The 24,873-nt window shown below is 70.2% G+C and carries 24 protein-coding genes, 1 tRNA gene and 2 pseudogenes; 8 read left to right on the top strand and 19 right to left on the bottom strand.

Annotated elements, in window-relative coordinates; translation table 11 throughout:
* Nucleotides 1-11: 11 nt before the first annotated feature.
* Together PROPJV5_RS04695 and PROPJV5_RS04690 are read left to right on the top strand one after the other, a co-directional pair.
* On the top strand, nucleotides 12-350 hold the full coding sequence (locus tag PROPJV5_RS04695) for a P-II family nitrogen regulator (protein WP_119715181.1): 339 nt from the start codon (nucleotides 12-14) through the stop codon (nucleotides 348-350).
* A gap of 180 nt (nucleotides 351-530) precedes the next feature.
* Nucleotides 531-1,562: a LacI family DNA-binding transcriptional regulator gene (locus PROPJV5_RS04690; RefSeq protein WP_119715180.1), complete on the top strand. Its 1,032-nt coding sequence runs from the start codon at nucleotides 531-533 to the stop codon at nucleotides 1,560-1,562.
* Between the two features lie 92 nt (nucleotides 1,563-1,654).
* On the opposite strand, the gene PROPJV5_RS04685 is transcribed toward PROPJV5_RS04690, so the two are convergent.
* The 11 genes and pseudogenes from PROPJV5_RS04685 to PROPJV5_RS04635 all read right to left on the bottom strand — a co-directional run bounded on the left by PROPJV5_RS04685 (nucleotide 1,655) and on the right by PROPJV5_RS04635 (nucleotide 11,555).
* A complete protein-coding gene (locus PROPJV5_RS04685) occupies nucleotides 1,655-2,620 on the bottom strand; it encodes a sugar phosphate isomerase/epimerase family protein (RefSeq protein ID WP_119715179.1) in 966 nt (321 codons plus the stop codon).
* 3 nt (nucleotides 2,621-2,623) lie between these two features.
* Nucleotides 2,624-3,664, bottom strand: coding sequence for a Gfo/Idh/MocA family protein (locus tag PROPJV5_RS04680; protein ID WP_220474331.1), 1,041 nt, complete (start codon nucleotides 3,662-3,664; stop codon nucleotides 2,624-2,626).
* A gap of 160 nt (nucleotides 3,665-3,824) precedes the next feature.
* On the bottom strand, nucleotides 3,825-5,186 hold the full coding sequence (locus tag PROPJV5_RS04675; RefSeq protein WP_119715178.1) for a flavin monoamine oxidase family protein: 1,362 nt from the start codon (nucleotides 5,184-5,186) through the stop codon (nucleotides 3,825-3,827).
* 148 nt (nucleotides 5,187-5,334) lie between these two features.
* Entirely contained in the window at nucleotides 5,335-6,804 is a 1,470-nt protein-coding gene (locus PROPJV5_RS04670; protein ID WP_119715177.1) for an amino acid permease, read from the bottom strand.
* Nucleotides 6,805-6,995: 191 nt separating this feature from the next.
* On the bottom strand, nucleotides 6,996-7,484 hold the full coding sequence (locus PROPJV5_RS04665; RefSeq protein ID WP_119715176.1) for an NUDIX hydrolase: 489 nt from the start codon (nucleotides 7,482-7,484) through the stop codon (nucleotides 6,996-6,998).
* A 147-nt stretch (nucleotides 7,485-7,631) separates the two neighbouring features.
* A pseudogene (locus PROPJV5_RS13130) lies at nucleotides 7,632-7,808 on the bottom strand (DapH/DapD/GlmU-related protein); the annotation flags it as partial.
* A 412-nt stretch (nucleotides 7,809-8,220) separates the two neighbouring features.
* Complete coding sequence (locus PROPJV5_RS04655) at nucleotides 8,221-8,787, bottom strand: NADAR family protein (RefSeq protein ID WP_119715174.1); 567 nt, start codon at nucleotides 8,785-8,787, stop codon at nucleotides 8,221-8,223.
* A gap of 40 nt (nucleotides 8,788-8,827) precedes the next feature.
* Nucleotides 8,828-9,088 (bottom strand): Txe/YoeB family addiction module toxin, encoded by a 261-nt coding sequence (locus PROPJV5_RS04650; protein WP_119715173.1) that lies wholly within the window; start codon nucleotides 9,086-9,088, stop codon nucleotides 8,828-8,830.
* 2 nt (nucleotides 9,089-9,090) lie between these two features.
* Nucleotides 9,091-9,348, bottom strand: coding sequence for a type II toxin-antitoxin system Phd/YefM family antitoxin (locus PROPJV5_RS04645; protein ID WP_119715172.1), 258 nt, complete (start codon nucleotides 9,346-9,348; stop codon nucleotides 9,091-9,093).
* A gap of 214 nt (nucleotides 9,349-9,562) precedes the next feature.
* Nucleotides 9,563-9,835, bottom strand: coding sequence for a hypothetical protein (locus PROPJV5_RS04640; protein WP_119715171.1), 273 nt, complete (start codon nucleotides 9,833-9,835; stop codon nucleotides 9,563-9,565).
* Between the two features lie 13 nt (nucleotides 9,836-9,848).
* Nucleotides 9,849-11,555, bottom strand: a complete 1,707-nt coding sequence (locus tag PROPJV5_RS04635; protein WP_119715170.1) for a sodium:solute symporter family protein — start codon at nucleotides 11,553-11,555, stop codon at nucleotides 9,849-9,851.
* 206 nt (nucleotides 11,556-11,761) lie between these two features.
* On the opposite strand from PROPJV5_RS04635, the gene galK reads away from it, so the two are divergent.
* From galK to PROPJV5_RS04615, 4 genes are read left to right on the top strand one after another with little or no spacing between them, the layout of a single operon-like run.
* Nucleotides 11,762-12,943 carry a galactokinase gene (gene galK, locus PROPJV5_RS04630; RefSeq protein WP_119715169.1) on the top strand — a complete coding sequence of 394 codons (1,182 nt, stop codon included), beginning with the start codon at nucleotides 11,762-11,764 and terminating at the stop codon, nucleotides 12,941-12,943.
* A complete protein-coding gene (locus PROPJV5_RS04625; RefSeq protein ID WP_119715168.1) occupies nucleotides 12,943-14,319 on the top strand; it encodes a UTP--glucose-1-phosphate uridylyltransferase in 1,377 nt (458 codons plus the stop codon). The genes galK and PROPJV5_RS04625 overlap by 1 nt, the downstream gene beginning before the upstream one ends.
* A complete protein-coding gene (locus PROPJV5_RS04620; protein ID WP_182858576.1) occupies nucleotides 14,316-15,221 on the top strand; it encodes an aldose 1-epimerase family protein in 906 nt (301 codons plus the stop codon). Before PROPJV5_RS04625 ends, PROPJV5_RS04620 begins: the two co-directional genes overlap by 4 nt.
* On the top strand, nucleotides 15,218-16,225 hold the full coding sequence (locus PROPJV5_RS04615; RefSeq protein WP_220474330.1) for a LacI family DNA-binding transcriptional regulator: 1,008 nt from the start codon (nucleotides 15,218-15,220) through the stop codon (nucleotides 16,223-16,225). The genes PROPJV5_RS04620 and PROPJV5_RS04615 overlap by 4 nt, the downstream gene beginning before the upstream one ends.
* Nucleotides 16,226-16,255: 30 nt before the next feature.
* Here PROPJV5_RS04615 and PROPJV5_RS04610 read toward each other — a convergent pair whose 3' ends face one another.
* From PROPJV5_RS04610 to PROPJV5_RS04585, 6 genes are all read right to left on the bottom strand, one after another.
* Nucleotides 16,256-17,467, bottom strand: coding sequence for an LPXTG cell wall anchor domain-containing protein (locus tag PROPJV5_RS04610; RefSeq protein ID WP_119715165.1), 1,212 nt, complete (start codon nucleotides 17,465-17,467; stop codon nucleotides 16,256-16,258).
* A gap of 237 nt (nucleotides 17,468-17,704) precedes the next feature.
* A tRNA-Thr gene (locus PROPJV5_RS04605) sits at nucleotides 17,705-17,780 on the bottom strand.
* Nucleotides 17,781-18,181: 401 nt separating this feature from the next.
* Nucleotides 18,182-19,831 (bottom strand): alpha/beta hydrolase, encoded by a 1,650-nt coding sequence (locus PROPJV5_RS04600; RefSeq protein ID WP_182858575.1) that lies wholly within the window; start codon nucleotides 19,829-19,831, stop codon nucleotides 18,182-18,184.
* 2 nt (nucleotides 19,832-19,833) lie between these two features.
* A complete protein-coding gene (locus tag PROPJV5_RS04595; RefSeq protein WP_119715163.1) occupies nucleotides 19,834-20,703 on the bottom strand; it encodes a PSP1 domain-containing protein in 870 nt (289 codons plus the stop codon).
* 104 nt (nucleotides 20,704-20,807) lie between these two features.
* Nucleotides 20,808-21,848 carry a DoxX family protein gene (locus PROPJV5_RS04590; protein WP_119715162.1) on the bottom strand — a complete coding sequence of 347 codons (1,041 nt, stop codon included), beginning with the start codon at nucleotides 21,846-21,848 and terminating at the stop codon, nucleotides 20,808-20,810.
* A 139-nt stretch (nucleotides 21,849-21,987) separates the two neighbouring features.
* The gene (locus PROPJV5_RS04585) at nucleotides 21,988-23,238 is read right to left on the bottom strand and encodes a DNA polymerase III subunit delta' (protein WP_119715161.1); all 1,251 of its coding nucleotides are present in this window, start codon (nucleotides 23,236-23,238) and stop codon (nucleotides 21,988-21,990) included.
* Between the two features lie 169 nt (nucleotides 23,239-23,407).
* Here PROPJV5_RS04585 and PROPJV5_RS04580 point away from each other — a divergent pair, with 169 nt between their 5' ends.
* Nucleotides 23,408-23,641 carry a FitA-like ribbon-helix-helix domain-containing protein gene (locus PROPJV5_RS04580; RefSeq protein WP_119715160.1) on the top strand — a complete coding sequence of 78 codons (234 nt, stop codon included), beginning with the start codon at nucleotides 23,408-23,410 and terminating at the stop codon, nucleotides 23,639-23,641.
* Nucleotides 23,638-24,009, top strand: a complete 372-nt coding sequence (locus PROPJV5_RS04575; RefSeq protein ID WP_119715159.1) for a type II toxin-antitoxin system VapC family toxin — start codon at nucleotides 23,638-23,640, stop codon at nucleotides 24,007-24,009. The genes PROPJV5_RS04580 and PROPJV5_RS04575 overlap by 4 nt, the downstream gene beginning before the upstream one ends.
* A 97-nt stretch (nucleotides 24,010-24,106) precedes the next feature.
* Here the strand turns inward: PROPJV5_RS04575 and PROPJV5_RS13125 are convergent.
* Nucleotides 24,107-24,217: pseudogene (locus tag PROPJV5_RS13125) on the bottom strand (TetR/AcrR family transcriptional regulator); the annotation flags it as partial.
* A 320-nt stretch (nucleotides 24,218-24,537) separates the two neighbouring features.
* Entirely contained in the window at nucleotides 24,538-24,819 is a 282-nt protein-coding gene (locus PROPJV5_RS04570) for a hypothetical protein (protein WP_147385349.1), read from the bottom strand.
* Nucleotides 24,820-24,873 lie beyond the last annotated feature (54 nt).

The raw sequence follows: 24,873 nt of genomic DNA, 5'->3' as shown, positions 1-24,873 counted from the left end.
AGGAATCCGTCATGAAACTCGTCACAGCAATCGTTCAGCCCTCGGCCCTCGAGGACATCGAGGTGGCCCTGGCCCGTGCGGGCGTTCACGGCATGACCGTCTCGGAGGTCTCCGGCTACGGCGCCCAACGCGGCCACATCGAGGTCTACCGCGGTGCCGAGTACACGATCGACTTCATCGCCAAGGTGCGCATCGAACTCCTCTCCGAGGACCACAACGTCGAATCGGTCATCACGACCATCTGCGAGGCGGCCCGCACCGGGAACGTCGGCGACGGCAAGGTCTGGAGCTGCCCCGTCGAGGACGTCGTGCGGATCCGCACCGGTGAACGCGGGGTGAGCGCCATCTGAGTACGACCACCCCGGGTCCGGCCGTGGCGTCCATTGGGCCGAACGCCATGGCCGGACGGCCGGCGTCTCGTGGCGCGTGGCGGGACGAGCAGGAATCGCAGGTTCACGCGTCGCGCCCGGAGGATCGACGCCCTGGCGCGGGTATGGTCGTGCCATCGTCACGTCCAAGGAGGCCCGCGGATGAGTCCCGACCGCAAGACCGCATCGCGCAGGGTCCGCATCAAGGACGTGGCCGAGGCAGCCGGCGTCTCGACGGCGACCGTCAGCTACGTCCTGTCCGGCAAGCGCACCGTCACCGCACCCACCCGGGAACGCGTCATCGAGGCCATCGAGTCCCTCGGCTACCGGCGCAATACGAGCGCCATGGCCCTGCGTACCGGGCGCAGCCGTAATGTCGCGCTCATCGTCCCGGACGTCACGAATCCCTTCTACACCGAGGTCCTCGTGGGCGCGGAGGAGAAGGCCGCGCAGCTCGGGCTGTCCGTCGTGCTGCGCAACTCGAATCTCGATGCCGAGCGCGAGCGCGGCTACCTTCGTGACGCCCTCGCGTCCGATTTCGCGGCGGTGCTGTGCACCCCGTTCACCCCGGACCTGCTGGCCGCCGAGAACACCGGGCCGCGGGCCTCCACTCCCCCGCTGGTCCTGCTCGACGAGCCGGTCGCCGGCGCAGCCGCCGCCTGCGTCAGCGTCGACAACGTCCGCGGCGGTGAGCTGGTCGCCGAGCACCTGGCGGCCTGCGGTCGGCGGCGCGCCGGAGCCATCGGCGCGCCCGAGGGCATGCCGACCTCCGTTCAGCGCATCGCGGGTTTCCGCCGGCGGGCCGGCGAACTCGGTCTCGAGGTGGCCGATACCGCGGTGGGCACGGCCGTCCGCCGCACCGCCGACGCCGTCGACCAGGCCCTCGGCATCATCGGTGCGGACCCGACGATCGACGCCTTCTTCGCCGGCGACGACCTGCTGGCCATCCACCTGGTGAGGGCACTCATCGGGCGCGGGCTGCGCGTGCCGGAGGACGTCGCCGTCTGCGGCTTCGACGACATCAGCTGGGCCGCCCTGTCGTCTCCCCCGCTCACCACGGTCCGGCAGCCGTCCCGCGAGATCGGCGCGCGCGCCATGGCCATGGTGCCGCGCCTGCTCGCCGGCGAGCAGGTCGACGACATCGTCCTGCCCGTCGAACTGGTCGTCCGCGAGACCACGGGACCGCGCGGCTGAGGACGCTCGGCGCCGGCAGCTGCGCGACGCCGCCGTCTGGGCCGGGGCACGTCCTCCGGCCGGGTCCACGCCCCTGCCGGAGGGGCGCCGTGTCAGATGTCCTGCGGCTTCCAGCTGGGCGGGGCCACGGGCATGACCTGCTTGAGCAGGTCGACCGTCGCCGCGACGCCCTCGACCGCGTCGAGGACGACGTCCTCGTGCTCGATCGACAGCACCCCGTCGTAGCCGGACTGGCGCATGTCGGACAGGAACTGCCCCCAGAACTGCCGACCGCCCTCGTGGCCGAGACCGAGCGTGACATAGTTCCAGGCCCGGGTCGCCGCCTGCTCGGGGCCCTGGGTGTCGAGGAGCCCGTTGACGTCGGCGATGTGACGCTGGATGCGTGAGTCCTTGGCGTGGACGTTGTGGATCGCACCGGGCAGGGCGCGCGCCAGGGCCCGCGGGTCCGCCCCCATCCACATGGGGTGCGAGGGGTCGAGGTTGGCACCCACGACGTCCCCGACGGCCTCGCGGAGCCGCAGCAGGGTGGCGGCGTTGTACACCAGCTGGTCGCCGTGCATCTCGACGGCGAACCGCACGCCGTGGTCGGCGCCGAAGGCTGCCAGGTCCTTCCAGTAGGGGATGGCGACCTCGTTCCACTGGTAGTCGAGGATGGCCCGGGTCTCGGGCGGCCACGACGTGGTGACCCAGTTCGGCGTGGTGTCCCCGGGCGCCCCGGCGGGCAGGCCCGACATGAGGACGACGGTGGGCACCTCGAGCAGTTCCGCCAGCCGGACGGTGCGGCGCACGAGCGAGTCGATCTTCTCGCCGATCACCGGGTGGAGCTGGTTGCCGTTGGCGTTGAGGGCGCTGATGTGCAGGCCCCGGTCCGAGACGGCATCGACGAAACGGGCACGAGCGGCCCCGTCCTCGAGGAGCTCGTCGAGGTCGAGGTGTGGTGCGCTGGACCAGCCCCCGGTGGGGAACTCGACGGCCGAGATGCCGAGGCCGGCGACCACGTCGAGCATCTCCTCGAAGGGCAGGTGGGCGAGGGAGTCGGTGACGATTCCGAGTTCCACGGCTCAGGCCTCCTCAGTCATGACGGACTCGACGCTCGGCACCTGCACCAGCGCGCCGCCCTCGTTCATGGACCGTACGAGGGCGTCGGCGACGATGGTCGCGCGCAGGGAGTCGCGTCCGGTGGCCGCCTCGGCGGGCAGCCCGCCCGCGAGTGATGCCTCGACCCAGGCGGCGAGCTCGGCGCGGTATGCGGCGGCGAAGCGGGGACGCCAGTCCGCCGGGTAGGCCGCCTGGCGGGCCAGGTTCGCCGAGACGACGTACTCGTCGGCCTCGACGAGGCTCGGCACCGAGGGCATCTCGATGCTGCCCCGCTCGCAGACGAGCTCGCACCGCACGTCGTAGCCGTACTGGGCGTGGACCTGCAGCTCGACGGTGTGCAGGACGCCGTCGGCGGCGCGCATGAGGAGCAGCTGGGGGTCGATGCGCTCGTCGATGAGGGAGGACGGACGCCCCGAGAGCCACTGGACCTCGGTGATGGGGCTGCCGGCGAGCCAGGGCAGGACGTCGATCTCGTGGACGGCGGAGTTGGTGACGGTGGCCGAGGAGTCCTGACCCGGGTAGGCCTCGACGTTGCGGTGGCAGGAGTGGGTCATGAGCAGGGCGCCCTCGCTGCCGGTGGCCAGCCGGGCGCGCATGGCCAGGTAGCTGGGGTCGAACCGGCGCATGAAGCCGACGGTGAGCAGCGGGTGATCGAGCGTGTCCTCCTTCTTGATGATCCGCACGGCCTCTGCGACGGTCGGGGCGAGCGGCTTCTCGCACAGGACGGGCAGGCCGGCGTCGAGACAGGCCTCGACCAGGGTGGCGTGGAAGGGGTCGGGGACGGCGATGATGACGGCGTCCACCTGACCGGAGTCGATCATCTGGGTGCCGTCGGTGAAAACGGTCTCGACGCCGACCTCGGCGGCCAGCGCCTGGGCGCGGTCGGCGGCGGCGTCCGCGATGGCCACGAGGGCTGCGCCCCGCACGCCCCGCGCGAGGTTGTGGGCATGATCGGATCCCATGACGCCGGTGCCGATGATGCCGACGCGAAGTGTGTCAGTCACTTGTTCCTCCTTGAATGACGTGACCTGGTGACACGATCAAGATAATCGATTACCTAATCGATTACTAGAGGCTTGGGGACATTGGCGCGCCTCGTTCTGCAGATGCTGCGGACATGAGCGAGGGCCCCGCCGTTGGCGGGGCCCTCAGTCGGGACCGGGTTCAGGCGGCCGTCTCGTTGACCCTCAGGATGACCGACTGCACGGTCTCGTGGGCGGAGCGGACGGCCCCCTCCATGTAGCCGTTGAACTTGTTCGCGTACTCGGCGCCGGCGAAGTAGATGCGTCCGCAGGGCACGCCGAGCTCTGCGCCGGTGACGCTCCACACGCCCGGCGCGAAGTGCGCGCCGTGGCTGCCCCGGGTGAACTCCTCGGCCGCCCAGTCGATGTCCGTGTACTCGAGCGGGTGAGCGGCCCGCGGACCGAAGACGTCGACCAGGGTGTCCTTGAAGACGCGCTCGCGCATCGACTTGGAGAACTTGGCGAGCATCGAGGCCTCGGCGCCCTCGAAGAAACCCATGAGCACCCCTCGTCCTTCGGGGCTGTCGGTGCAGTCGAAGGTGACGCGCACGGCCCCCTCGTCGGCACTCATCTGACCGGACAGGCCCTTGTCCCGCCACCAGGGCCTGTCGTAGACGAGATAGCACTTGATGACATTGCCGGCGCCGACCTTGCGCACCGCGTCCTCGCGCCAGCCGGCCAGCGGCGGGGTGGCGCGGAGCCGGATGGCCAGCCACGGAGGCAGCGCGAGGATGACGGTACGAGCCTCGAGCGGCTCGCCGAGGGTCGGGCGGACGATCACGTGGTCGTCGTCCTGCTCGATGCTGTCGACGACGAAGCGGTACCTGAGCCGGTCGCCGATCTCGGCGGCCATCCGCTCGGGCAGTTGCGCCAGGCCTCCCCTGACCCTGGCCTGACCGATGTCCCCGTTGGCGGCGATGAGGTTCTCCATGTCGATGCCCTCGCGCACCTTGTCGAGCGCCTGGCGCAGCGAGATCTTGTCGAGCGCGCTCTCGAAGACTGCCTTCATGGCGGCGCGGATGTCACGCCGCCCGGTGGGAGTGCGAAGGTTCGAGACGATCCAGCGGTCGATCGACTGGTCGAGCCAGGCGGCATTCGCCTCGGCCCACACGTCGTCCTGACCGGCACGATCGGCCAGGCGGCGCAGGCGCATGAGGCCCTGGCCGAGGTCGGCCACCGCGAACGGGGTGCGGGCGTCGTCGTCGCTGTCGGACTGGGCGACATTGCGGATCTCACCGTGCTGGACGAGGGTGAGCATCCCCGGGTTGGCCGGGATGAGTTCGAGACCGGCATCCTTGACGAGTTCGAGCATCCGGTCATGGCTGGGGGCGATCCACTGGCCGCCGAGGTCGATGACCTCGCCACCGGACAGCGTGGCGGACATGACCCGGCCGCCGACGCGGTCACGTGCCTCGACGAGTGCGACGTCATAGCCCCGTTCGATGAGTTCCTTCGCCGCTGTCAGGCCGGCGAAACCAGCGCCGACCACTACACAATCAAGCACTATGCCCTCCTGGGCTCCACGATGAACTTAAGGCGCTTTGTCAGCGGTGACTCTACCGAGAGCCGCTCCCGGCAGAGCCGTCGGGGTGAGGAAGCACGCATCCGGTGGCCCAACCGGTCGGGCCATGGGCATCACGGTCGGCACCGGCTCACCCGCCCAGCCCCGCGACCTCCACGTCGCGGGCGGGCACGGGGGGCTGCCGGGCAGCGCCGGCCGTTCCCAACGTGTCGTCGTGGCGGGCATGCCTGCGCACGAAGAACCAGGCGACCCCCAGGCCGATGAACCAGACCGGCGTGACGGCCAGCGCCACCAGGGTGTCGTGCTGGCGGGTCAGCACGTAGACCGTGAAGGCGAAGAAGACCAGCACGAGCCAGCAGGTGAAGCGGCCGAGCGGCATCTTGTACGCCGAGGAGGCGTGGGCGTCCGGCGCCTTGTGCCGGTACACCAGGTAACTCACCAGGATCAGTCCCCAGATGAAGATGAAGAGCACGGCCGAGACGGTCGTGACGAGGGTGAAGGCCGCCATGATCGACTGCGACAGGGTGAGCAGCAGCGAGGACCCGACGAGGACGACGGTGACGAACAGCCCCCAGGCGGGCACACCATTGCGGGTGAGATGACCGAAGCTGCGGGCGGCCATGCCCTTGTGGGCGAGGCCGTAGAGCATGCGGGAGGTCGAGTAGAGGCCGGAGTTCGCCCCGGAGGCCGCCGCGGTGATCACCACGAAGTTCATCACGACGGCGGCCGCACCGAAGCCCACCAGGTTGAACATCGTCACGAACGGGGACTGGCCCGGGTCGAGGCTGTCCCAAGGGGTGACGCACATGATGGCGGTCAGGGCGGCCACGTAGAAGACGAGGACCCGCACCGGCACGGCGTTGATGGCCTTCGGCAGGGTCCTGACCGGGTCGCGCGTCTCGGCGGCGGTCGTGCCGACCAGCTCGATGCCGACGTAGGCGAACACGGCGATCTGGAATCCGGCGAGGAAGCCGCTGGGGCCGGTCGGGAAGAAACCGCCGTGGGTCCACAGGTTCGAGAGGCTGGCCTGGGCGCCGCTGGGCTCGGTGAAGCGCACGACGAGCAGGACGAGACCCAGCACGATGAGCACGATGATGGCGATCACCTTGATGATCGCGAACCAGAACTCCAGTTCCCCGAAGAGCCTCACGGTGAGCAGGTTCAGCAGGAACAGGCCGACGAGGGTCCCGACGGCCAGGACGAGGGACCAGTTCTTGGACGGCACCCAGAACTGCCAGTAGTTCGACACGGCCACGATGTCGGCCATGCCCGTCACCACCCAGCACAGCCAGTAGGTCCATCCCGCGAAGAAGCCCGCCCACGGGCCGAGCAGGTCGGCCGCGAAGTCCTGGAAGGACTTGTACCGCAGGTCGTGGAGCAGCAGCTCGCCCATGGCGCGCATGACGAAGAACAGCATGACCCCGATGAGCGCGTACACGAGGATGATGCTGGGCCCTGCGACGCTGATCGTCTTGCCCGACCCCATGAACAGCCCGGTGCCGATGGCACCGCCGATCGCGATCAGCTGAATGTGGCGGTTGGACAGACTGCGCTGCAGATGCTCACCGCTGTTCTCGACCGAGGCGTTCCCGGTGGCCATACGAGCCCCTTTCACGTGAATACGGCGCCCCACGGCCAGGGGCCGCGGGGCGCACGCGCAACGAGCGGAAATCTACTCCGGCCCGGTGCCGCCGGGCCGCGGTTCCAGCACACAGACGCCGCCGGGCCGGGACCGACCCGTCGTGTGCCGGGGGTCGGTGGGCGGATGCCGCACGCCCGCCCGGGCCGGGGTCACCGTCCGTCGGCGCCGATCCTCACGCGCGTGTCGCCGGACAGGGCGTGAGCCACCTTGCGTTCGAAGCGGGCCTTCATCGCAGGCAGCGCCGTGGCGGGGAACCAGCGCACCTCGGTGGACTCCTCGTCGCCGACGTGCGCCTCGCCGCCGACCGGGTGGGCGAGCATGCAGGTGTCGAAGAACTGGCACTGGTCGCCGTTGTCGTAGGTCTGGGGCTCGAGGGTCTCGATCCAGGTGACGCGGTCGATCTCGATCCGTACCCCGGTCTCCTCCCCGGCCTCGCGGATGGCCGCGGTGTCGGCGTCCTCGCCGGGATCGGCGATACCGGTCACCGGCGTCCACTGGCCGTTGTCGGCACGGCGCACCAGCAACACCTCCCGGCCCTGCGGGCCCTCGCGGACGATGACGACGCAGACTCCGGGCAGGACGAGCAGGTCGTGCCCGATCTGCTCGCGCAGCCTCAGGACGTACTCGGGTGTGGCCATGGTTGTCTCCTCGGGGCGGGTCTGTACGTACTGGGGATGCCGCCATCGTCGCACGTGGCAGCGGCAGCTACGTCATCCTGCGGTTCTCGTGCGTCATTCCACGACAACCGCAGGGTCATGGGGATCGTCCCCGGCGCGGACCTCGCGCAGCACCCTGGCGGGGGTCCCGACGGCGATGGTGCGGGGCGGGACGTCCTTGGTGACGATCGAGCCGGCACCGATGATCGCGCCGTCCCCGATCGTGACACCCGGCACGACGGTGACGCGCGCCCCCAGCCAGACGTTCTCGCCGATGCGGACCGGGGCGGGGACCATGTCGCCCCGGCGGGCGGGATCCTCGCTGTGGTTGAGCGTGGTGAGGGTGCAGCCGTGGCCGATGAGTGAGCCGGCGCCGATCCAGACGCCCCCGGTGTCCTGGACGGTGCAGCCCGAGTTGATGAAGACGTTGTCGCCGAGGTGGATGTTCTGGCCGAACTCGCTGTGGAAGGGCGGGAACAGGCCGAACGAGTCGGGGACCTCGCGGCCGATGAGCTGCGACATGAGGACCCTGACCCGGTCGGCGGGATGGTAGCTGCCGTTGAGCTCGGCGGTGATCCGCAAGGCTCGCTGTGACTGCTCGTGCATGAACAGGTGCGCCGGGGAGCCCGCGCTGATCGGCTCGCGCCGTTCCATGAGGTCGAGGAAGGTTGTCAGGTCCATGACCCTCATTCTTCACGGAACCAACCCGTGTCCGCCATCAGACGAGCCGGGCCCGGGCCTCCATGAGGGCGAAGCCCAGCAGGTTGAGGCCGGGCCACTGGGCGGGTTCGCGCGCCGATCCGGAGTCGGCGGCCAGCCCGATGCCCCAGACGCGATCGACCGGTGAGGCCTCGACGAGCACCGCCCGGCCGGTGCCGAGCAGGTACCGGCACAACCGGGGGTCGGCGGAGAACTTCGCGCACGAACCAGTCACGACGACGTCCCACCGGGCCCGGCGCCAGCGTTCCTCGTCGAAGCCGGTGACCCGGCGGCCGAGTTTCTTGGCGCGCGCCGGCGAGTCCGCGGCGAGGATGGCCCTGGCGCTTCGGTCATCGCCGAAAAGGCGGGCCTTCGACCACATCATGTAGTGCTCAGCGCTGGCGAACCGTTCGCCGTCGGCCTCGAAGACGGCCGGCCACCACTGGCTCAGGCAGGCCTTGTCGGGTTCGCCCGGGCTGCGGGGATGGTGGCCCCAGAAGAACAACCACTCGGGGCGGGCCCCGTCGCCCAGGGCGGCGACGAGTTCGGGGACGGAGCGCGCATCGGACGCATCAGGGGCGGTCATGCCACGATTCTCGCAGACCCGACGCTCGGCCGGAGCCGGGCTAGCGCCCATAGTGGTAACGGCAGGCCGCAATGAGAATGCGTTCGCCATCGATCTTGTAGACGAGTCGGTGCTCATCGGTGATCCGGCGCGACCAGTAGCCCGAGAGACCGTACCGCAGTGCCTCGGGCTTGCCGATGCCCTCGTTGCCGTTGCGTTCGATGTCACCGATCAGGCGGTTGATGCGTCTGAGCACCGTACGGTCCTGGGTCTGCCACCACAGGTAGTCGGCCCAGGCGTTCTCGTCCCAGACGAGGAGCACAGTCAGTCCTCGGGGAGAAGTTCATGGTGACGTCCGCCACCGGACTCGAGACGCTCCACCGCGTCGAGCAGTCGCCTCGAGTTCTCCGGGGAGCGCATCAAGTAGGCCGTCTCGCGTAATGACTCGTAATCCTCCAGCGAGATCATGACAACCGGGTCATGGCCGGCTCGGGTGATGATGACCTCCTCACGGTCATCAGTGACCGCATCGAGCACCTCGGCATAGCGTGCGCGTGACTCGGTGTAGCTGATTGTCTTCATCACGACCTCCTGTACATAAAATTGTACATTGCTTCCGCGGTGTCTACTGGCAGGTCTATTGACAGAGAGCGATTTCTGCGAGGACCGCCTCATCACCACGGGCGGCCCCGCGAGGCACGGCACCCCGGTCGCCCCGGAACGATCCGGCCGGAGACAGGAGCAGGGGCGCCGCCCTTAGCGGACGGCGCCCCTGCCAATGGGCTCGGTAGTGGCGTCAGGCGGCCTGCTGACCCGCCGCCTCATCGGCGGGCTCGGGCACGTAGGTGGGCCGCAACCCGGCCCAGGCCAGGAAGACCAGACCGACGACGATCAGGGCGATGCCGCCGATCAGGTTGGCGTTGACACCGCCGGTCTTGTCGAGCGCCTTGTCGGCGAAGAGACCCATCAGGGTGAGGATGATCCCGTAGAGGCCCAGCAGGATGCCGATGACGTTGCGAATGTCGAACAGGCCTGCGGTGTGGCGGCGTGTCTGGGTGGATTCACTCATGTCCGACTCCTCCTCAGAAGGCGATGTTGAGAATGATGACCAGGACCAGGGCGATGAGCGCCAGCGGGACGGGCCGCTTCAGCAGCGGCAGCTTCGCCTCGTCCGGGTCACGGAAATGGGACTTGGGCGTCTCGGAGTAGACGAAGCCGACGAGCTCGGAGGACGGCTTCGGCTTGGTGCACAGCGAGACGACGATGCTCACCAGGATGTCCACGACGAAGCCGGTGGAGGCCGCCACGAACGCCGTGCCCTGGCCGGGCAGGGTCACGATGTCGACCAGGCTGAGCAGCCAGACGACGACCGCCGAGAACGTGCCGGCCAGCAGGCCGCTCCAGCCTGCGGCAGGGCTCATGCGCTTCCAGAACATGCCGAGGATGAAGGTGGCGAACAGGGGCGCGTTGAAGAAGCCGAACAGCGTCTGCAGGTAGTCCATGATGTTCGAGAACTGGCCTGCGATGAGGGCGGTGAAGATGGCGATGACGGTCGCACCCAGGGTGGCCGCGCGGCCGACCTTGACGTAGTAGGCGTCATCGCGGTCCTTGACGACGTAGGTCTGCCACAGGTCGACCGAGACGACCGTGTTGAACGCCGAGATGTTAGCGGCCATCCCGGCCATGAACGCCGCGAGCAGGCCGGTGATGGCCAGGCCCAGCAGGCCGTTGGGCAGCAGATCGCGCATGAGCAGGATGATCGAGTCGTTGTACTTCACGTCGCCCGAGGCACCGCCGGCGACCTCCATGCCCGACTTCACCTGCATGATCTCGGGCACCAGGACGGCGGCGAGCATGCCCGGCAGGATCGTGATGAACGGCACGAACATCTTCGGGAAGGCGCCGACGATCGGGGTCTTGCGGGCCGCGGTGATCGACTCGGAGGCCATGGCGCGCTGCACCTCGACGAAGTTCGTCGTCCAGTAGCCGAAGGAGAGCACGAAGCCGAGACCGAAGACGATGCCGATGACCGACAGCACCGGGCTGTTGAACCCGGACAGCGCCTGGCCGGGCCAGGAGTGCAGCTGCTGGGAGGCGGTGGCCACCTCGGCGCCGGCGGGGGCGGTGTCGGCGAACTCGGTGATCCTGGCCTTCAGGCCGTCCCAGCCGCCGACGCGGTGCAGGCCGATGAGTGTCAGTGGCAGCAGCGAGGCAACGATGACGAAGAACTGCAGCACCTCGTTGTAGATCGCCGCGGACAGGCCGCCGAAGCTGATGTAGGCGAAGACGATGACGGCGGCGACGACGAGCGCGACCCACAGCGGCCAGCCGAGCAGGGCATGGACGATGGAGCCGAGCAGGTACAGGTTGATGCCGGCGATGAGCAGCTGAGCCAGCGCGAACGACAGAGCGTTGACCAGGTGGGCGCCGGTACCGAATCGCTTGCGCATGAACTCCGGCACCGACCGCACCTTGGAGCCGTAGTAGAAGGGCATCATGACGACGCCCAGGAAAAGCATGGCCGGCACTGCGCCGATCCAGAAGTAGTGGACGGTCGGGATGCCGATCTGCGCGCCGTTGGCCGACATGCCCATGATCTCGACCGCACCGAGGTTGGCCGAGACGAAGGCCAGGCCCGTCACCCAGGCCGGCAGTGACCGGCCGGACAGGAAGAACCCGATGGTGTCGGATGCCTGCCGGCGGGCCGCCAGTCCGATGCTCAGGACGGCGGCGAAGTAGATCGCGATGATCAGATAGTCCACGAAGTTCGCATGGATGATGGTGTCCATCGTCCTTGATGTCCTCTCTCGCAGGAGACGCCACCCCGAATCCACACGCCGCGATTCGGGATGTTTACGCCACCATTTAGTTTGACGTCAGTCTGCTTGCTGCATTGCCCTCCTGTCAAGGCATGCGGCAAGACTTGCAAAAAGAAAATGTTTACGTCACCATGTTGTTGTGCGGTCAGCCCTGACCGCTCGAAGGAGACGCAACGATGACGTACGAGATCTCTTCCTGGCCCGAGGCCGAGGGGGCCGCCAGGGCCACGGCACTGTTCACCGACGCTTTCGACGCCGCACCGGCAGGGGTGTGGGCCTCACCGGGGCGCGTCAACCTGATCGGGGAGCACCTGGACTACAACGGCGGCTCGTGCGTGCCGATCGCCCTGCCGCACGCCACCTACGTGGCCCTGAGCCCTCGTGAGGACGACCGGGTGCGCATCACCTCGGCCGGCACCGATCCCGAACTGTGGACCGGCACCCTGGCCGACATCCGCCCCGGCGGCGGGCAACCGACCTGGGTGAGTTACGCGCTCGGTGTCGCCTGGGCGCTGGCCCGGGCCGGCCACGAACTGCGCGGCGTCGACGCCGCGGTCGTCTCGTGCGTGCCCATCAGCGCCGGGCTGTCGAGCTCGGCGGCCATCGAGTGCGCGGTCGGCCTCGCCCTGGTCGACACGTTCGACCTGCCGGTCACCCGCCCCGAGCTGGTCCTGGCGTGCCAGCAGGCGGAGAACGACGTGGTGGGCGCGCCCACCGGGACGATGGACCAGTCGGCCTCGCTGCTCGCCGACGAGGGCCGGGCGCTGGCGCTCAACACGCTGGACGGCTCGACCGAGCTCGTCCCCTTCGACCTGACGGCGCACGGCCTGAACCTGCTCGTCATCGACACCCGCGCCTCGCACGCCCTCGTCGACGGCCAGTACGGGGCCCGCCGCACGACCTGCGAGACCGTCGCGGCCCGCGAGGGCGTACGGCTGCTCGGCGAGATCACCGACGCCGACGAGCTGCTGGGACGCCTGGACGACCCGGTCGAGCTCAAACGGGTGCGTCATGTGATGACCGAGATCGGCCGCGTCGAACAGTTCATCGAGCTGGTCCGGGCCGGCGCCTACGACCGGATCGGCCCGCTGCTGGACGCCTCGCACGCCTCGCAGCGCGACGACTACGAGGTGAGCTGCCCCGAACTGGACGCGGCCGTCGAGGCCGCCCGCGCCGCCGGGGCGCTCGGTGCCCGCATGACCGGCGGCGGTTTCGGCGGCTCGGCGATCGCGCTGGTGCCCACCGAGCTGGTCGGCCGGGTCGAGCAGGCCGTCGAACAGGCCTACGCCGAGCACGGCTGGGCCGAGCCGCGGTTCATCCCCGCCGTCGCCGCCAAGGCAGGAAGGAAGGTGCGGTGATGAGCGCCCAGGGTCTCGCCCGCGCCGCGGAGCGCATGACACAGGCCGGCCTCCCCCGGCTCGCCATCGACGTCTTCAGCGACTACTACCACCAGCTGGAGCAGGGCCGCACCGGCCTGATCGGCGAGGACACCATCACCCCGATCACCCAGGTCGACGACCTCGCCGACGCCGAGTTTAGCGCCGAGGAGCAGGCCCGGGCGCTGAGCCAGACCGTCTTCATCAGACTCAACGGCGGCCTGGGCACCTCCATGGGCATGGACCGCGCGAAATCGCTGCTACCGGTGCGCGACGGCCTGAGCTTCCTCGACATCATCGTCCGCCAGCTCCAGGCCGTGCGCGCCAGCACCGGGGTGCAGGCGCCGCTGATCCTCATGAACTCGTTCCGTACGAGGGATGACAGCCTCGAGCTGCTGTCCGGCTACCCGCGACTCAACCCCGACGGCATCCCCGCCGACTTCTGCCAGCACCGCGAGCCGAAGCTGCTCGTCGACTCGCTGGAACCGGTGGACTGGCCGGCCGACCCCGAACTCGAGTGGTGCCCGCCGGGTCACGGCGACATCTACGTCGCACTGCAGACCACCGGCATCCTGGACGCGCTCATCGCCGGCGGCTACCGCTACGCGAACACGGCGAACGCCGACAACCTGGGGGCCGCCCCCGACGGGCGGCTCGCCGCATGGTTCGCCGCCTCCGGCGCGCCCTACTCCCCCGAGGTCTGCCTGCGCACCCCGGCCGACCGCAAGGGCGGCCACCTGGCCATCCGCACGAGTGACGGCCGCATGATCCTGCGCGACACGGCGCAGACCCCCGAGGCCGACATGCGCTGGTTCACCGACGAACACCGCCACCGCTTCTTCCACACGAACAACCTGTGGTTCGACCTGGTCGCCCTGCGGGACGCGCTGGCGGCGCGCGGCGGCCTGCCCGGGCTGCCGCTCATCCGCAACCGCAAGCACGTCGACCCGTCGGACCCGGCCTCCCCCGAGGTCTTCCAGATCGAGTCGGCGCTCGGCGCGATCGTCGAGGTCTTCGACGGGGCCCGCCCGGTGCTCGTGCCCCGTGAGCGCTTCCTGCCGGTCAAGACGACCGACGATCTGGCCCTGGTGCGCTCGGACGTCTACGAGCTGGGCGCCGACTACCGGTTGCACAGGAGGACCGAGAGCACCCCGCTGGTGCGCCTCGACCCGCAGCACTACAAGCTGATCGCCGACTTCGAGGCCCGCTTCCCCTCCGGGGTGCCGTCGCTGCGGGAGGCCACGAGCCTGACGGTCCAGGGCGACTGGACCTTCGGGGCCGGTGTCGTCGCACGCGGCGACGTCGTGCTCGGCCCGACGACCCGCCCCATGCGGGTCGAGGACGGGGCACGGCTGTGAGCAACGAGCTGATCCTCACCCGCGGGCACCAGCAGGCGGTCGTGGCCGGCCAGGGCGGCGCCCTGCGCGCCTACCGGGTGGCCGGACGCGACGTCATCGTCCCCCTCGGCCCCGGCCTGCCGACCTCGGGACTGCACGGCGCCGTCCTGGCCCCCTGGCCGAACCGCCTGGACGGCGGCCGCTACGTCTTCGACGGCGTGCAGCACCAGGTCCCGGTCAACGAGCCGGCGCGCGACAACGCCAACCATGGCTTCGTCCACGACATGGACTGGCACCTGACCCGGGCCGGGGAGGACACGGCGACGGCGATGGTCCTGCTCGACACGGCACCGGGCTACCCGTTCACCGTCGAGCTGGCCGTCCGCTACGCGCTCGCCGACGACGGCCTGACGGCCACGACGACCGTCACCAACCGGGGCGGCACGGACGCCCCGTTCGGCATCGGTTTCCACCCGTGGCTGTCGCCCGGGGACGCCAGCGTCGACGACTGCACGCTGAGCATCGACGCGTCCGGCTGGGTCGAGACCGACGAGCGTCTGCTGCCGGTGGCCACCCGCCCGATTCCCCCCGAACTCGACTTCACGGCGCCCCGGCTGGTGGGCGGCGCCGTGCTGGATCACGGTTTCGCCGGTGCCACCCGTGACGGGGACGGCCGCTCCTGGGTGCGTCTGGCCTCGCCCGATGGCTTCGCCGCGGCGGCCTGGTCGCGGGCACCGCTGGACTACTGGCAGGTCACCACCGGCGACTTCCCCGAACTCGGCCCGCTGGAGCGCGCCGGCGTGGCCGCCGAACCCATGTCGTGCCCGGCCAACGCCCTGGCCAGCGGCGACCACCTGTTCCGGCTCCACCCGGGACAGGATCTGGTTCTATCGTGGGGGCTGTGTCTGGACCGGATCGCATGAGCACGCGGCGCCCCAGGGCGTCGATGCAGGACGTCGCGCGGCTGGCCGGCGTCTCGGCGCAGACGGTCTCGCGCGTCGCGCGCGGTGAGGACACGGTTCGTCCCGCCACGACCGAGAAGGTCCGTGCGGCGATGCGCCAGCTCGGCTATGCGCCGAACCGCGCCGCGCAGGCGCTGCGCAGCGGCGCCTTCAACACCGTCGGCGTGATCGGTCACCGGCTCGCCCGGACCGGCGAGGCCCACATCACCGATGCCGTGACCGCGGCGCTGCGCACCGAGGGTTTCGGCGCCATGTTCGTGGACGCCCCGTCCAACAGCGTCGAGGACTTCATCGAGGCGCTCAACGCCCTGTCGCAGTCGGTGGACGGGGTCATCGTGCTGAGTCTCGAGACGCCGAGCGCCTCGACGGTGAGCCTGCCCGACGGCATCCCCCTCGTCGTGGGCGACTTCCGCTACACCGACCAGTACACAGCGGTCGGCACGGACCAGGCGACCGGCACCCGCGACGCGGTGCGCCACCTGCTCGATCTCGGGCACGAGACCGTGCACCACATCGCCGGCCCGACCACCTCGGTGCAGGCCAAGGCCCGCGAGGAGGCGTGGATCGCGACCCTGTGGGAGCACGGGCGCGCCGTCCCGCCGCTGGCGCGCGGGGACTGGTCGCCCCGGTCCGGCTACGAGGCCGGTCTGCGGCTGCTCGAGGACCCCGGTGTGACGGCCGTCTTCAGCGCCAACGACGAGATGGCCCTCGGCCTCATCAGGGCCTGCCACGAGACGGGTCGGCGCATCCCCGAGGACGTCTCGATCGTCGGTTTCGACGACATCATGGCCGAGTGGATGTGGCCGCCGCTGACCACCGTCGCCCAGGACTTCACGACGATCGGCACCGAGCTCGTGGCCGCCCTGCTGCCCCAGTTGCGGGGCGAGCCGGGTGAACCCCGCGGGGTCCTGGTGCCCGCTCCCCTCGTCGTCCGGCGCAGCACGGCGGTGCCGCGCGGCACGTGACCGCGCGGCGCACCGGGCGGGGTGGGTGACTCAGCCGCGTCTGCGACGCCTGGTCACCAGGGATGCGGCGGTGCCGACGGCGACCATGGCCGCACCGACGAAGGACATGATGGTGCCGCCGGTGCGCGGCAGGCCCCAGGGACGACCGGCGGGCTCCTCCGAGTCGGGTTTCGGGGCCTCCGCGTCGTCCCCGGCAGGATCGGCGGGCTGGGCCTCATCGGTCCCGGCGGGCTCGGTGGCCTGGGCCGAGCTGGGCTCGGCGGTCGGCGACGGCTCGGGGGCGGCGGATGTCGTCTCCGACGGCGGCTCCTGGCTGGTGTCCGCCGACTCGTCGGGGGACGTCTCCTGCGAGGTGACGGTGTAGGGGCGGGCGACGAACGAGAGATCGTCCTGCAGCGAGGCCGAGAAGTCCTCCTCGATCACCCCGGCGCCCGACTCGGGGCCGTAGGAGTGGATGATCCGGCCGTCCCCGACGTAGAGGGCCACGTGGTAGATGTTCGCGAACTGGCTCTGGTCGGAATCCGATGAGACGCTGCTGCCGCCGTCGGTGGGCTGCTGCGAGAAGAACAGGACGTCGCCGGGCTGGTACTGCTCGGAGCCGTCGTCCAGCCACGTCTCGCCATGGGCGTGGAACCAGCGTGCGAGGTTGGCCGCGCCCCACAGCTCGCCGTTGTGCGCTGCGGATCCGAAGTCGACGCCCTCACCCACCTGGGTGTTCCGGTCCGCGACGTAGGTGGTGTGCTCGTAGTCCCAGCCCATGAGGACCATGCCCACGAATGAGGAGCAGGTCAGGGCGTAGGGCTTCGAGTCGGTGGCGTGGATGACCTTCCCCGACAGCGGGGTGGCCCGTGAGGAGTCCCATACCAGGTCGGTTCCCGCCGCCGCGAAGCTCTGCGCACGGGTCAGTTCGTGCTCGACGAGGGTGCTGTCTGCCTGCGCATCGGTCTGCTCGTCCAGGTTCTCGGGGACGGCCCAGTCGCCGTCGGCGAGACGCACCGCGATGTTCCCGTAGGTGCCCTGCGGCTGGGTGTCGGTGATCGTGTAGGTCATGCCGCCGCCGTCGCCGGCCGTGGCGTAGCCGGCCGTCTGGACGGTGCCGCTCAGGCCGCTCGCCTCACTCATGTCCTCGACGGTCGGGAACCGTGTGACGTCATCTCCCCCGGATGGGCTCGCATACGCGGTGCCTGGGATGAGCATCGCGATCAAGCTGAGCAGGACGGCGGGTATGGCGCGCTTCTTCACGGGGAGAGCTCCTCGACTGGGGTTCTACTAGGGGTGAACTTGACCAGGGTGGCACACAATCGGGCCGGATGCCGAACCCTCGACCACCGAGAAATCCCTGAGATCTGTGACGGGCCCGGTCATCAGGGGCGGTGCGGCGGAGGTCGTGGTCGGTGAGTACGGCGCGGAGCCGGTTGTTCGTGGCGTCGTCGAGAGTCATCAGGACCCTGCCCGTGATCGCCCGGAGCAGTCCCGTGGTGGAGCCAACTGCGGGAATCGAACCCGCGACCTACGCTTTACGAGAGCGTCGCTCTACCGACTGAGCTAAGTTGGCGCGCCGCCCGCGAGGGACAGCGCGTTCACTATACCGGGCGAATGGGGCTGGGACGAATCGTCTGGTCAGAACGCCCCCTGCCGGGCACGCGCGTCGCTGGGCCGGCGATGGTTGAGGGCGGGCGCCCGTCCAAAGCACCCGCCCTCGGTGGTGCCGGCCTTGAGTGGATGGATGAGTGGTGGCCGCCACCGGATGAGCCGCTCCGTGGCTCACGTCTGGGTGCGGATCGCTCCCGCGTTGCGTGGCGTCGCCGATCCGCGTGGCCGACCCGCGCAGGAGACCTGCGGGGAACCGGCGGTTTCAGCCTAGGGGCCGGGAGGCCGCTGGCACCCGGACCGGCCGGCTGTGACCTTCTCACCCCCGCCCGGCCGACGGCGCTGCTGGGCGGCGCGGTCCGGGGGTCAGTCGGTGCAGACCAGGCCGTCCTGCGGCACCGTTCCGGCGTCGAGGAAGGCGGTGACGGCCCCGTCGAGGCATGCGCTGCCCGATCCGAAAGCCCCGTGCCCCTCGGCCTCGCGGGTGACGAGCACCGTGGTGGGCATCTGCTGGCGCATCCACTGCGCGTACTCGTGCGGTGTCGCCGAGTCGCCCGTGTTCGAGACGATGAGGATCGGTGGGGCATCCGCGGCGGTGACCTTGATCTGGGGACCCGGCCGGGCCGCCCAGGCGGGGCAGCGCAGCTCAGGACCCATGGCCCGCCCGAGCACGGGGGCGTTGGGGAAGTCGTCGTTCTGCCAGTCGCTGATGGCCTGCTGCTCGCCGTCGTCGGTGGTGTCGGCGCACCCGATCCCCGGGAAGGCGTAGGCGATCGGGTCGTAGCCGTCGTCGCCGCGCCCCGTCATGATGTCGGAGACCCGCAGCAGGTACCGGCCGAGGCCGGAGCGGGCCTGCGTGATGGCCTGGCTGAGGTAGGGGTATGCGTCGGAGTCGAAGTAGAGGAACTGCAGGATGCCGTTGAGGGCCAGGGTCTGGGTGAGCAAGCGGTCGTCGACGGGGAGCGGCTGGGCGTCGAGGTCGTCGAGGAAGGCCGCGATGGTCTCGAGCACCTCCTGCCGGCCGTCCCCGAGCCGGCAGGAGGCATCATCCGCGCACCACTGCGCGAAGGCGCCGAGGGCCTGCTCGAAGCCATCGGCCTGCTTGACGTCGTCGCGGTCGGTGACGTTGACGGCCGAGTCGAGCACCATGCGTCCGACGTGGTCCGGGTAGAGCTCGGCGTAGACGGCGCCGAGCCAGGTGCCGTAGCTGACGCCGTACCAGTTGAGGACGTCCTGGTCGAGCAGTGCACGGACCAGATCCATGTCATGGGCCGTGTCGATCGAGCTGATGTGGTCGAGCAGCGCCCCGGAGTTCCGGCGGCACTGTGCGGCGAAGTCGCGCGATGCCGCGACGAGGGCGTCGACCTCGGACTGGTCATCGGGCGACCAGTCGGCGTTCTCGAGCGCGTCGGTCTGTTCGAGGTCGCCGCAGACGACCGGCGTGGACTCGCCGGAGCCGCGCGGGTCGACGCCGACGATGTTGTAGCTCTCGAAGCCCGTGGTCTCGACGTAGGTGACGAAGTCCTGGGCGCTGCCGCCGGGACCACCGGGATTGATGAACAGGTACTGGTCGGAGGCGCCGCCGGGAGCCGGGCGCATGCGCATGGCCAGGGTGATCGCCTGCCCGTCGGGGTCGTTCCAGTCGAGCGGGGCCGCGACGGTGGCGCACCGGTCGCCGGAGGCTTCCTGCTGCTCGTCCTCGTCGGCGTCCTCAAGCGGCGCGCACTCGCCCCAGTCGACCTGTTGGCCGAGATAGCGTTGCAGTCCCTGGCCGCTCGGCGCCTCGGTGAAACCGGGCACGTCGGGCTGGGGGACGTCGATCTGCTGCCGGTCGGGGGCTGCGCCCAGTCCGTCCCAGGTCGCCGACGGGCTGGGCAGCGACGGCGTGCTGCTGCTCGTCGCGGAGCTCTGGGGTGGGCTAGGTGACGGCGTCGGCGAGGTGGCGCCGCCGCAGCCGGCCAGCGCCATGACGCAGGCCAGGGCCAGTGAGCAGACGCGGCTGCGGGGGTGGCTCATCATCATGTCTCCTGGTCGTCGTGGCGTCGCTCCCGCTGGCGCGCCTGGTTCCGGCGGGGCGACTGGCTCGCGGCCCCGGCCGGGCAGACCCTCCCGAGGGGGCAGCTGGTGCGTTCGCCGCCGGGGCCGGCCACGATGATCGCGTCGAGCGGCACCTGGTAGCCGACGACCCGCCCCGGCCCGTCGGGGGTGGTCACCGCGGCTCCCATGCGCGGGGCACGGGCGTGGAAGTCCTCGTAGGCGTCCTGCTCGAAGCGCAGGCAGCAGGCCGGCCGGCCGCAGGCCCCGATGTGCTGGGTGCCGTGGGAACCCCGGTCCTGGGAGCGGGCCAGGCGCAGCGAGACGGGGTCGAGGGTGCGCAGGTGACTGGCGCAGCACAGCGACCTCCCGCACATGCCGACACCGCCGAGCAGGCGGGTCGCGTCCCGGTCACCCACCTGGCGCAGGTCGATGCGGGTGCGCAGCGCGCGTACCAGATCACCGAGGAGCGCGCGGAAGTCGACCCGCTCGGGCGCCTGGTAGTACACGACGGTGAGCCGGTTGCCCTCGCCGTCATCGTCCAGGTAATCGACGGCGAGCAGTTTCATGTCCAGGCCGTGCCGCCTGATGAGTGCCCGCGCGACCTGTTCGCCGCGGGCGCGGCGGAGCTGGTGCTCCTCGTCGCGGGCCACGTCGGCGGCGGTGGCGGGCCCCGCGCAGGTGGGCACGCCCCCGCCGATGTCCGCTTCGCCGCACCAGGCGACGACGGCCACCTCGAGGCCTCCCTCGCTGGGGTAGAGAACCTTGTCGCCGGGCGCGTAGTCACGCCCGCCGGCAGCCAGGAAGTGCAGCTGCCCGTACGGCTCGAAACTCACCGCCAGGGCTCTCGTCATGCCTGCACGATACAGCCGGCCTCCTGCCGTGCCCCTCACCCGGGCCGACACGAAAGACCCCGCCCGGTGGCGGATGCGCCGGGCGGGGTGCGGGATGACTGGGCTCAGCCCTTGGCCTTGGCCTGGGCGGCCCGGGCCCGGGCCTTCTTCCTGGCGCGGGAGCGGCGCAGACCGGCATCGATGGACCAGCCGCCGGCGCCGAGGAACAGGAAGCACAGGCCGATGCCGGCCAGCAGGAGTTCCATGTCGCCGGAGAAACCGGCCTGGCCGGCGATGAACGGGTTGAAGCGGCCCCAGCGGAAGAACGCCAGGGTGGCCGCGGCCAGCGCCACGAGCAGGACGGCTGCGATGCGGGTACCCAGCCCGAAGAGGAGCATCACCGCGATGACGAGGACGAGGACACCGATCCCCATGGAGACCATGTCGGCCTGGGGGACGCCGATGCCCTGCAGGGCGCTGATGACCGGCCCGGACTCGGTGATGATCTGGAAGCCGAGGACCCCGACGGTGGCTGCGGCGACGACGCGCAGGAAGAACAGGCCGAGGGAACCGGCGAACTTGTCGGTGGTGCGCTTGGTGCGGGGCTTGCCGGCCGGGGCGGCGGCCGGTGCCGCGGCGGGAGCGACCGTGCCGAGTCGTCGGTCGCGTTCGGCCTTCTGGCGGGCGCGGGCCGCGGCCTCGGCCTGCTGGGCTCGGACCTCCGCCTCGCGGGCCGCGCGCTCGGACGCCTCCGAGCCGGTCTCCTCGGCAGACGTCACGGCGGGTTCGGCCGTGACGGTCTCGGCTGCGGCGTCCACGGCCTCGTCGGGCACGGTCTCCTCGGCGGTCGGCTGGACCTGGTCCGGGGACCCGTCCTCGCCACCGGACGCGGGGTCCTCCAGAAGTGCGGTCGGCTCGGCCTCGTCCTCCTCGGCGGGCAGCTCGAAGACCTGGGTGGCGTCGGCGTCCTCGGCTGCCGGCTCGTCGGGAACGACCTCGTCCAGAGCGGTCGTCTCCTCGTCCTCGGCGGCCCGGGCGGCCCAGTGGGATCCCACGGTCTCGTCAGCGACAGCCGCGTCCGCCCCGTGTGAGGCGCTGGAAGTCTGGTGGGGCTGGTCGGCAGGCGCACTCACGCTGTCGTACAGGCCCTCGTTCTGGTCACTCACAGGCTTGGTCCTCTCCGCTGCTGATGCACTGGCACCCGCCAGACACATGGATGCATGATCCATCTTTGCGGAAGCACCAGACGGCGCCACTGTGCAACACGCCCGGAGTGGCGATTCATTCATGGGCGAGCAAGGGCCTTCAGCGGCCGAGGCCGCTGAGCCGGACGAGCATCGCCTCGACGGCGAGCACCTCGGCGACATTGTGCATGAGGGCCTCGCGGCAGGCCAGGATCGCGTCGATGCAGGCCAGTGTGCGTTCCGGGGTCGAGGCGCCGGCGGCGGCACCGATCTCGTCGCGCATGTCGGTGTTGATCAGCCCGGGCACGCGCCCCTCGCCGGGGGCCGCCGACGCGGCATCGAGTTCGACGGCACCAGTCTGCACCGCCAGGATGTCGCGATACCACGTGGTGAGTTCGGTGAGGCTCCGGTCGAGGGCGTCCCGGCGCAGGCGCTTGGCGCGGGCCGTCTGCTGGTCGGTCAACGACTTGAGGGCAGCTGCGGCGCTCCGCGGGCGGGCGCCCTTGGTGCCGTAGCCGAGTGCCTCCTGGAGTTCCTTCTTCTCCCGGTCATCGAGCACGTCGGTGACCTTCTTGGCCTCGTCGGTGGCGGTGTCGACGAGTTCGGCGGCGATCGTCAGGGCCGCATCGAGGTCGGCGAGGCGCGATGGCACCTGGAGTACGGTGCGGCGGGCCGCCCGGGACTCCTCGCTGCGGGCGAGGGCCTTGGCGCGACCGATGTGACCCTGGGCGGCACGGGCGGCGTACTCGGCCATCGCCGGGTCTGCGCCGTCGCGGTTGATGAGCAGGCGTACGACGTCGGCGTCGGCGGGTGTGCGCATGCCCACCTGGCGGCAGCGTGAGCGGATGGTGACGATGACGTCGTCTGCGGTGGGCGCGCACAGGATCCAGACCGTACGGGGCGGGGGCTCCTCGATGCTCTTGAGCAGCGCGTCGGCGCCCTGCGTGGTGATGCGGTCGGCGTCCTCGATGACGATCACCTGGTAGCGCCCCATCGTGGGGCTCATGGCGGCCTTGCGGACGAGGTCACGCACCTCGTCGACGCCGATGGACAGTTTCTCGGTGCGCACGAGGGTGACATCGGGGTGGGCGCCGGACAACGCCGAACGGCACTCGCGGCAGGTGCCGCAGCCGCCGTCGGGGCACTGCAGCGCTGCGGCGAAGGCGCGGGCCGCGTTGGAGCGGCCCGAGCCGGGCGGGCCGGTGACGAGCCAGGCGTGGGTCATGGCGTGGAGTCCCCCGGCGACGGCCCGGCGCAGGATGGTGACGGCCTCGGACTGGCCGACCAGGTCGGCCCAGACCCCGGTGAGCGGGCCGGACGGGGCCTCGGGCGCAGCAGGGGCGGCAACCTGCCCCGATGGTGACTGCGTCATGGCCCTCCCCCATCGCTGTCCGCCGTGCCGTCGCATCGTGCATCACCCATCTTGCCAGCAGACGCCGACGATCCCTGGTCACGGCCGAACCGGGCGCGAACAGGCTCGGCGCCCCCGCTCACCCACCAGGGGAAGTGATACCACTGAAGCTATCAATAAGGAGAGTCTGATGGCGTCCATCATCGTCCGCGAACTCGACGAGTCGGTGAAGAAACGGCTCGCAGCCCGGGCCAGGGAGCACGGCCGCTCCATGGAGGCCGAGGTCCGCGAGATCCTCACGAGGGCTGCGGCCCCACCCCACATCGGTCTGGCGTTTCTGCACGCTGCGCGGGAGACCGGTGGTATTGACGAACTGCCCGTGCCCGGGCGCACCGACACCGCCCGGGCGGTGGACCTCACATGATCGTCCTCGACACGAATGTCATCTCGGAAACTCTTCGCCCCCACCCGGACGCGAGAGTCACTGCATGGCTGGAAGGACTCACCGACGACGTCGCCATCACCACCATCACACTCGCCGAGTTGCTCGCCGGCGTGCGAAGGCTTCCCGCTGGACGGCGTCGGACGGCGTTGACCGCGATGATCGAGGAAGTGCTTGAGCCGTACCGCGGGACCCGCGCCATCATGCCATTCGACGAGCCTGCAGTCGAGCAGTACGCCGAGGTCCTTGCCGCCCGTGAGCGCGCTGGGTCACCGATCCACACCGCAGACGCCCAGATCGCAGCGATCTGCCGGGTGCACCGGGCGACCTGGGGCATGACAGCGGCGTAGCCCGCGAGCGCCAGCAGCTCGAAATGCAGGGATCCCGGGGGATCGAGTCCGAGATCGCGCCCCGTGTCTGGCCTGCCGCGATCACAGCCGTCCGGGAGGCGTACACCTCGCGGCGCTGGGACTCCTCGGGCACCTCCCCCGTCAAGGACAACGCCTCCCACATGAGCAGGCGCACGTACTGCGGGTGAGCCTGGTTGTCATCGAACATGCGCCCGGCGAACTCCGCGAGCGATTCGGGATCCGTGGCATCCAGCAGAACCTCGCCGGTGCCCTTGGACAGCTGCTCGCGGAGCACCCGGGCGAACAGCTTGGACTTGGAACCGTAGTAGCTGTAGACGCGCTCCTTGTTGATTCCGGCGCAATGGGCGATCCGCGCACAGGACGCCAAGCGCTCTCAGAGCGGATGGCCGGCCGCGATGTCCACCGAGGAACGTTACTGACCGCCAGCCGGAACCCATTGATGGCGTATGCGGTGGATGAGTGGACCGGAGAGATCTTCACGGCAAGGCTGTACCCCGATCCGCGAGGTCATGTGCCGCTGGTGCCCTCGGCGGGTTTACGAGGCCGGCCCGCTCCTCGCCGGCCGTGGGTCACTCGCCGGCCAGGCGATCGGACGCCCCAGATCGTCAGGGCCGCGCAACCGATCATGGCGATGGCGGCGGCGAGGGAGACGACGTTCGCCCCATGCTCCAGCCCGCGGGCCACGGACCAGATGGCCTGCAGCACCGCGATGACCAGCACCGTCGAAGAACCCGCCAGGGCGAGCCTCGGGCTCGTGACCGGTTGCCCCTTTACGCCTCCAACCCTCATCTTTTGCACCATAACAAGGCGTTACGCAACGACGTCAACCTCGAACGACCCTGC

The organism is Propionibacterium ruminifibrarum (assembly GCF_900289195.1).
Lineage (GTDB): Bacteria > Actinomycetota > Actinomycetes > Propionibacteriales > Propionibacteriaceae > Propionibacterium > Propionibacterium ruminifibrarum.
Note: the sequence above shows the minus strand (reverse complement) of the source record. Positions and strands in the feature narration are given on the sequence as shown.

What these genes read in the sequence shown, in the direction of transcription:
- PROPJV5_RS04635 (WP_119715170.1), bottom strand. Translation starts at nt 11,555, where the DNA reads ATGGACACCATCATCCATGCGAACTTCGTGGACTATCTGATCATCGCG.
- PROPJV5_RS04580 (WP_119715160.1), top strand. Translation starts at nt 23,408, where the DNA reads ATGGCGTCCATCATCGTCCGCGAACTCGACGAGTCGGTGAAGAAACGG.
- PROPJV5_RS04615 (WP_220474330.1), top strand. Translation starts at nt 15,218, where the DNA reads ATGAGCACGCGGCGCCCCAGGGCGTCGATGCAGGACGTCGCGCGGCTG.
- PROPJV5_RS04645 (WP_119715172.1), bottom strand. Translation starts at nt 9,348, where the DNA reads ATGAAGACAATCAGCTACACCGAGTCACGCGCACGCTATGCCGAGGTG.
- PROPJV5_RS04640 (WP_119715171.1), bottom strand. Translation starts at nt 9,835, where the DNA reads ATGAGTGAATCCACCCAGACACGCCGCCACACCGCAGGCCTGTTCGAC.
- PROPJV5_RS04690 (WP_119715180.1), top strand. Translation starts at nt 531, where the DNA reads ATGAGTCCCGACCGCAAGACCGCATCGCGCAGGGTCCGCATCAAGGAC.
- PROPJV5_RS04575 (WP_119715159.1), top strand. Translation starts at nt 23,638, where the DNA reads ATGATCGTCCTCGACACGAATGTCATCTCGGAAACTCTTCGCCCCCAC.
- PROPJV5_RS04585 (WP_119715161.1), bottom strand. Translation starts at nt 23,238, where the DNA reads ATGACGCAGTCACCATCGGGGCAGGTTGCCGCCCCTGCTGCGCCCGAG.
- PROPJV5_RS04595 (WP_119715163.1), bottom strand. Translation starts at nt 20,703, where the DNA reads ATGACGAGAGCCCTGGCGGTGAGTTTCGAGCCGTACGGGCAGCTGCAC.
- galK (WP_119715169.1), top strand. Translation starts at nt 11,762, where the DNA reads ATGACGTACGAGATCTCTTCCTGGCCCGAGGCCGAGGGGGCCGCCAGG.
- PROPJV5_RS04665 (WP_119715176.1), bottom strand. Translation starts at nt 7,484, where the DNA reads ATGGCCACACCCGAGTACGTCCTGAGGCTGCGCGAGCAGATCGGGCAC.
- PROPJV5_RS04600 (WP_182858575.1), bottom strand. Translation starts at nt 19,831, where the DNA reads ATGAGCCACCCCCGCAGCCGCGTCTGCTCACTGGCCCTGGCCTGCGTC.
- PROPJV5_RS04570 (WP_147385349.1), bottom strand. Translation starts at nt 24,819, where the DNA reads ATGAGGGTTGGAGGCGTAAAGGGGCAACCGGTCACGAGCCCGAGGCTC.
- PROPJV5_RS04625 (WP_119715168.1), top strand. Translation starts at nt 12,943, where the DNA reads ATGAGCGCCCAGGGTCTCGCCCGCGCCGCGGAGCGCATGACACAGGCC.
- PROPJV5_RS04670 (WP_119715177.1), bottom strand. Translation starts at nt 6,804, where the DNA reads ATGGCCACCGGGAACGCCTCGGTCGAGAACAGCGGTGAGCATCTGCAG.
- PROPJV5_RS04695 (WP_119715181.1), top strand. Translation starts at nt 12, where the DNA reads ATGAAACTCGTCACAGCAATCGTTCAGCCCTCGGCCCTCGAGGACATC.
- PROPJV5_RS04655 (WP_119715174.1), bottom strand. Translation starts at nt 8,787, where the DNA reads ATGACCGCCCCTGATGCGTCCGATGCGCGCTCCGTCCCCGAACTCGTC.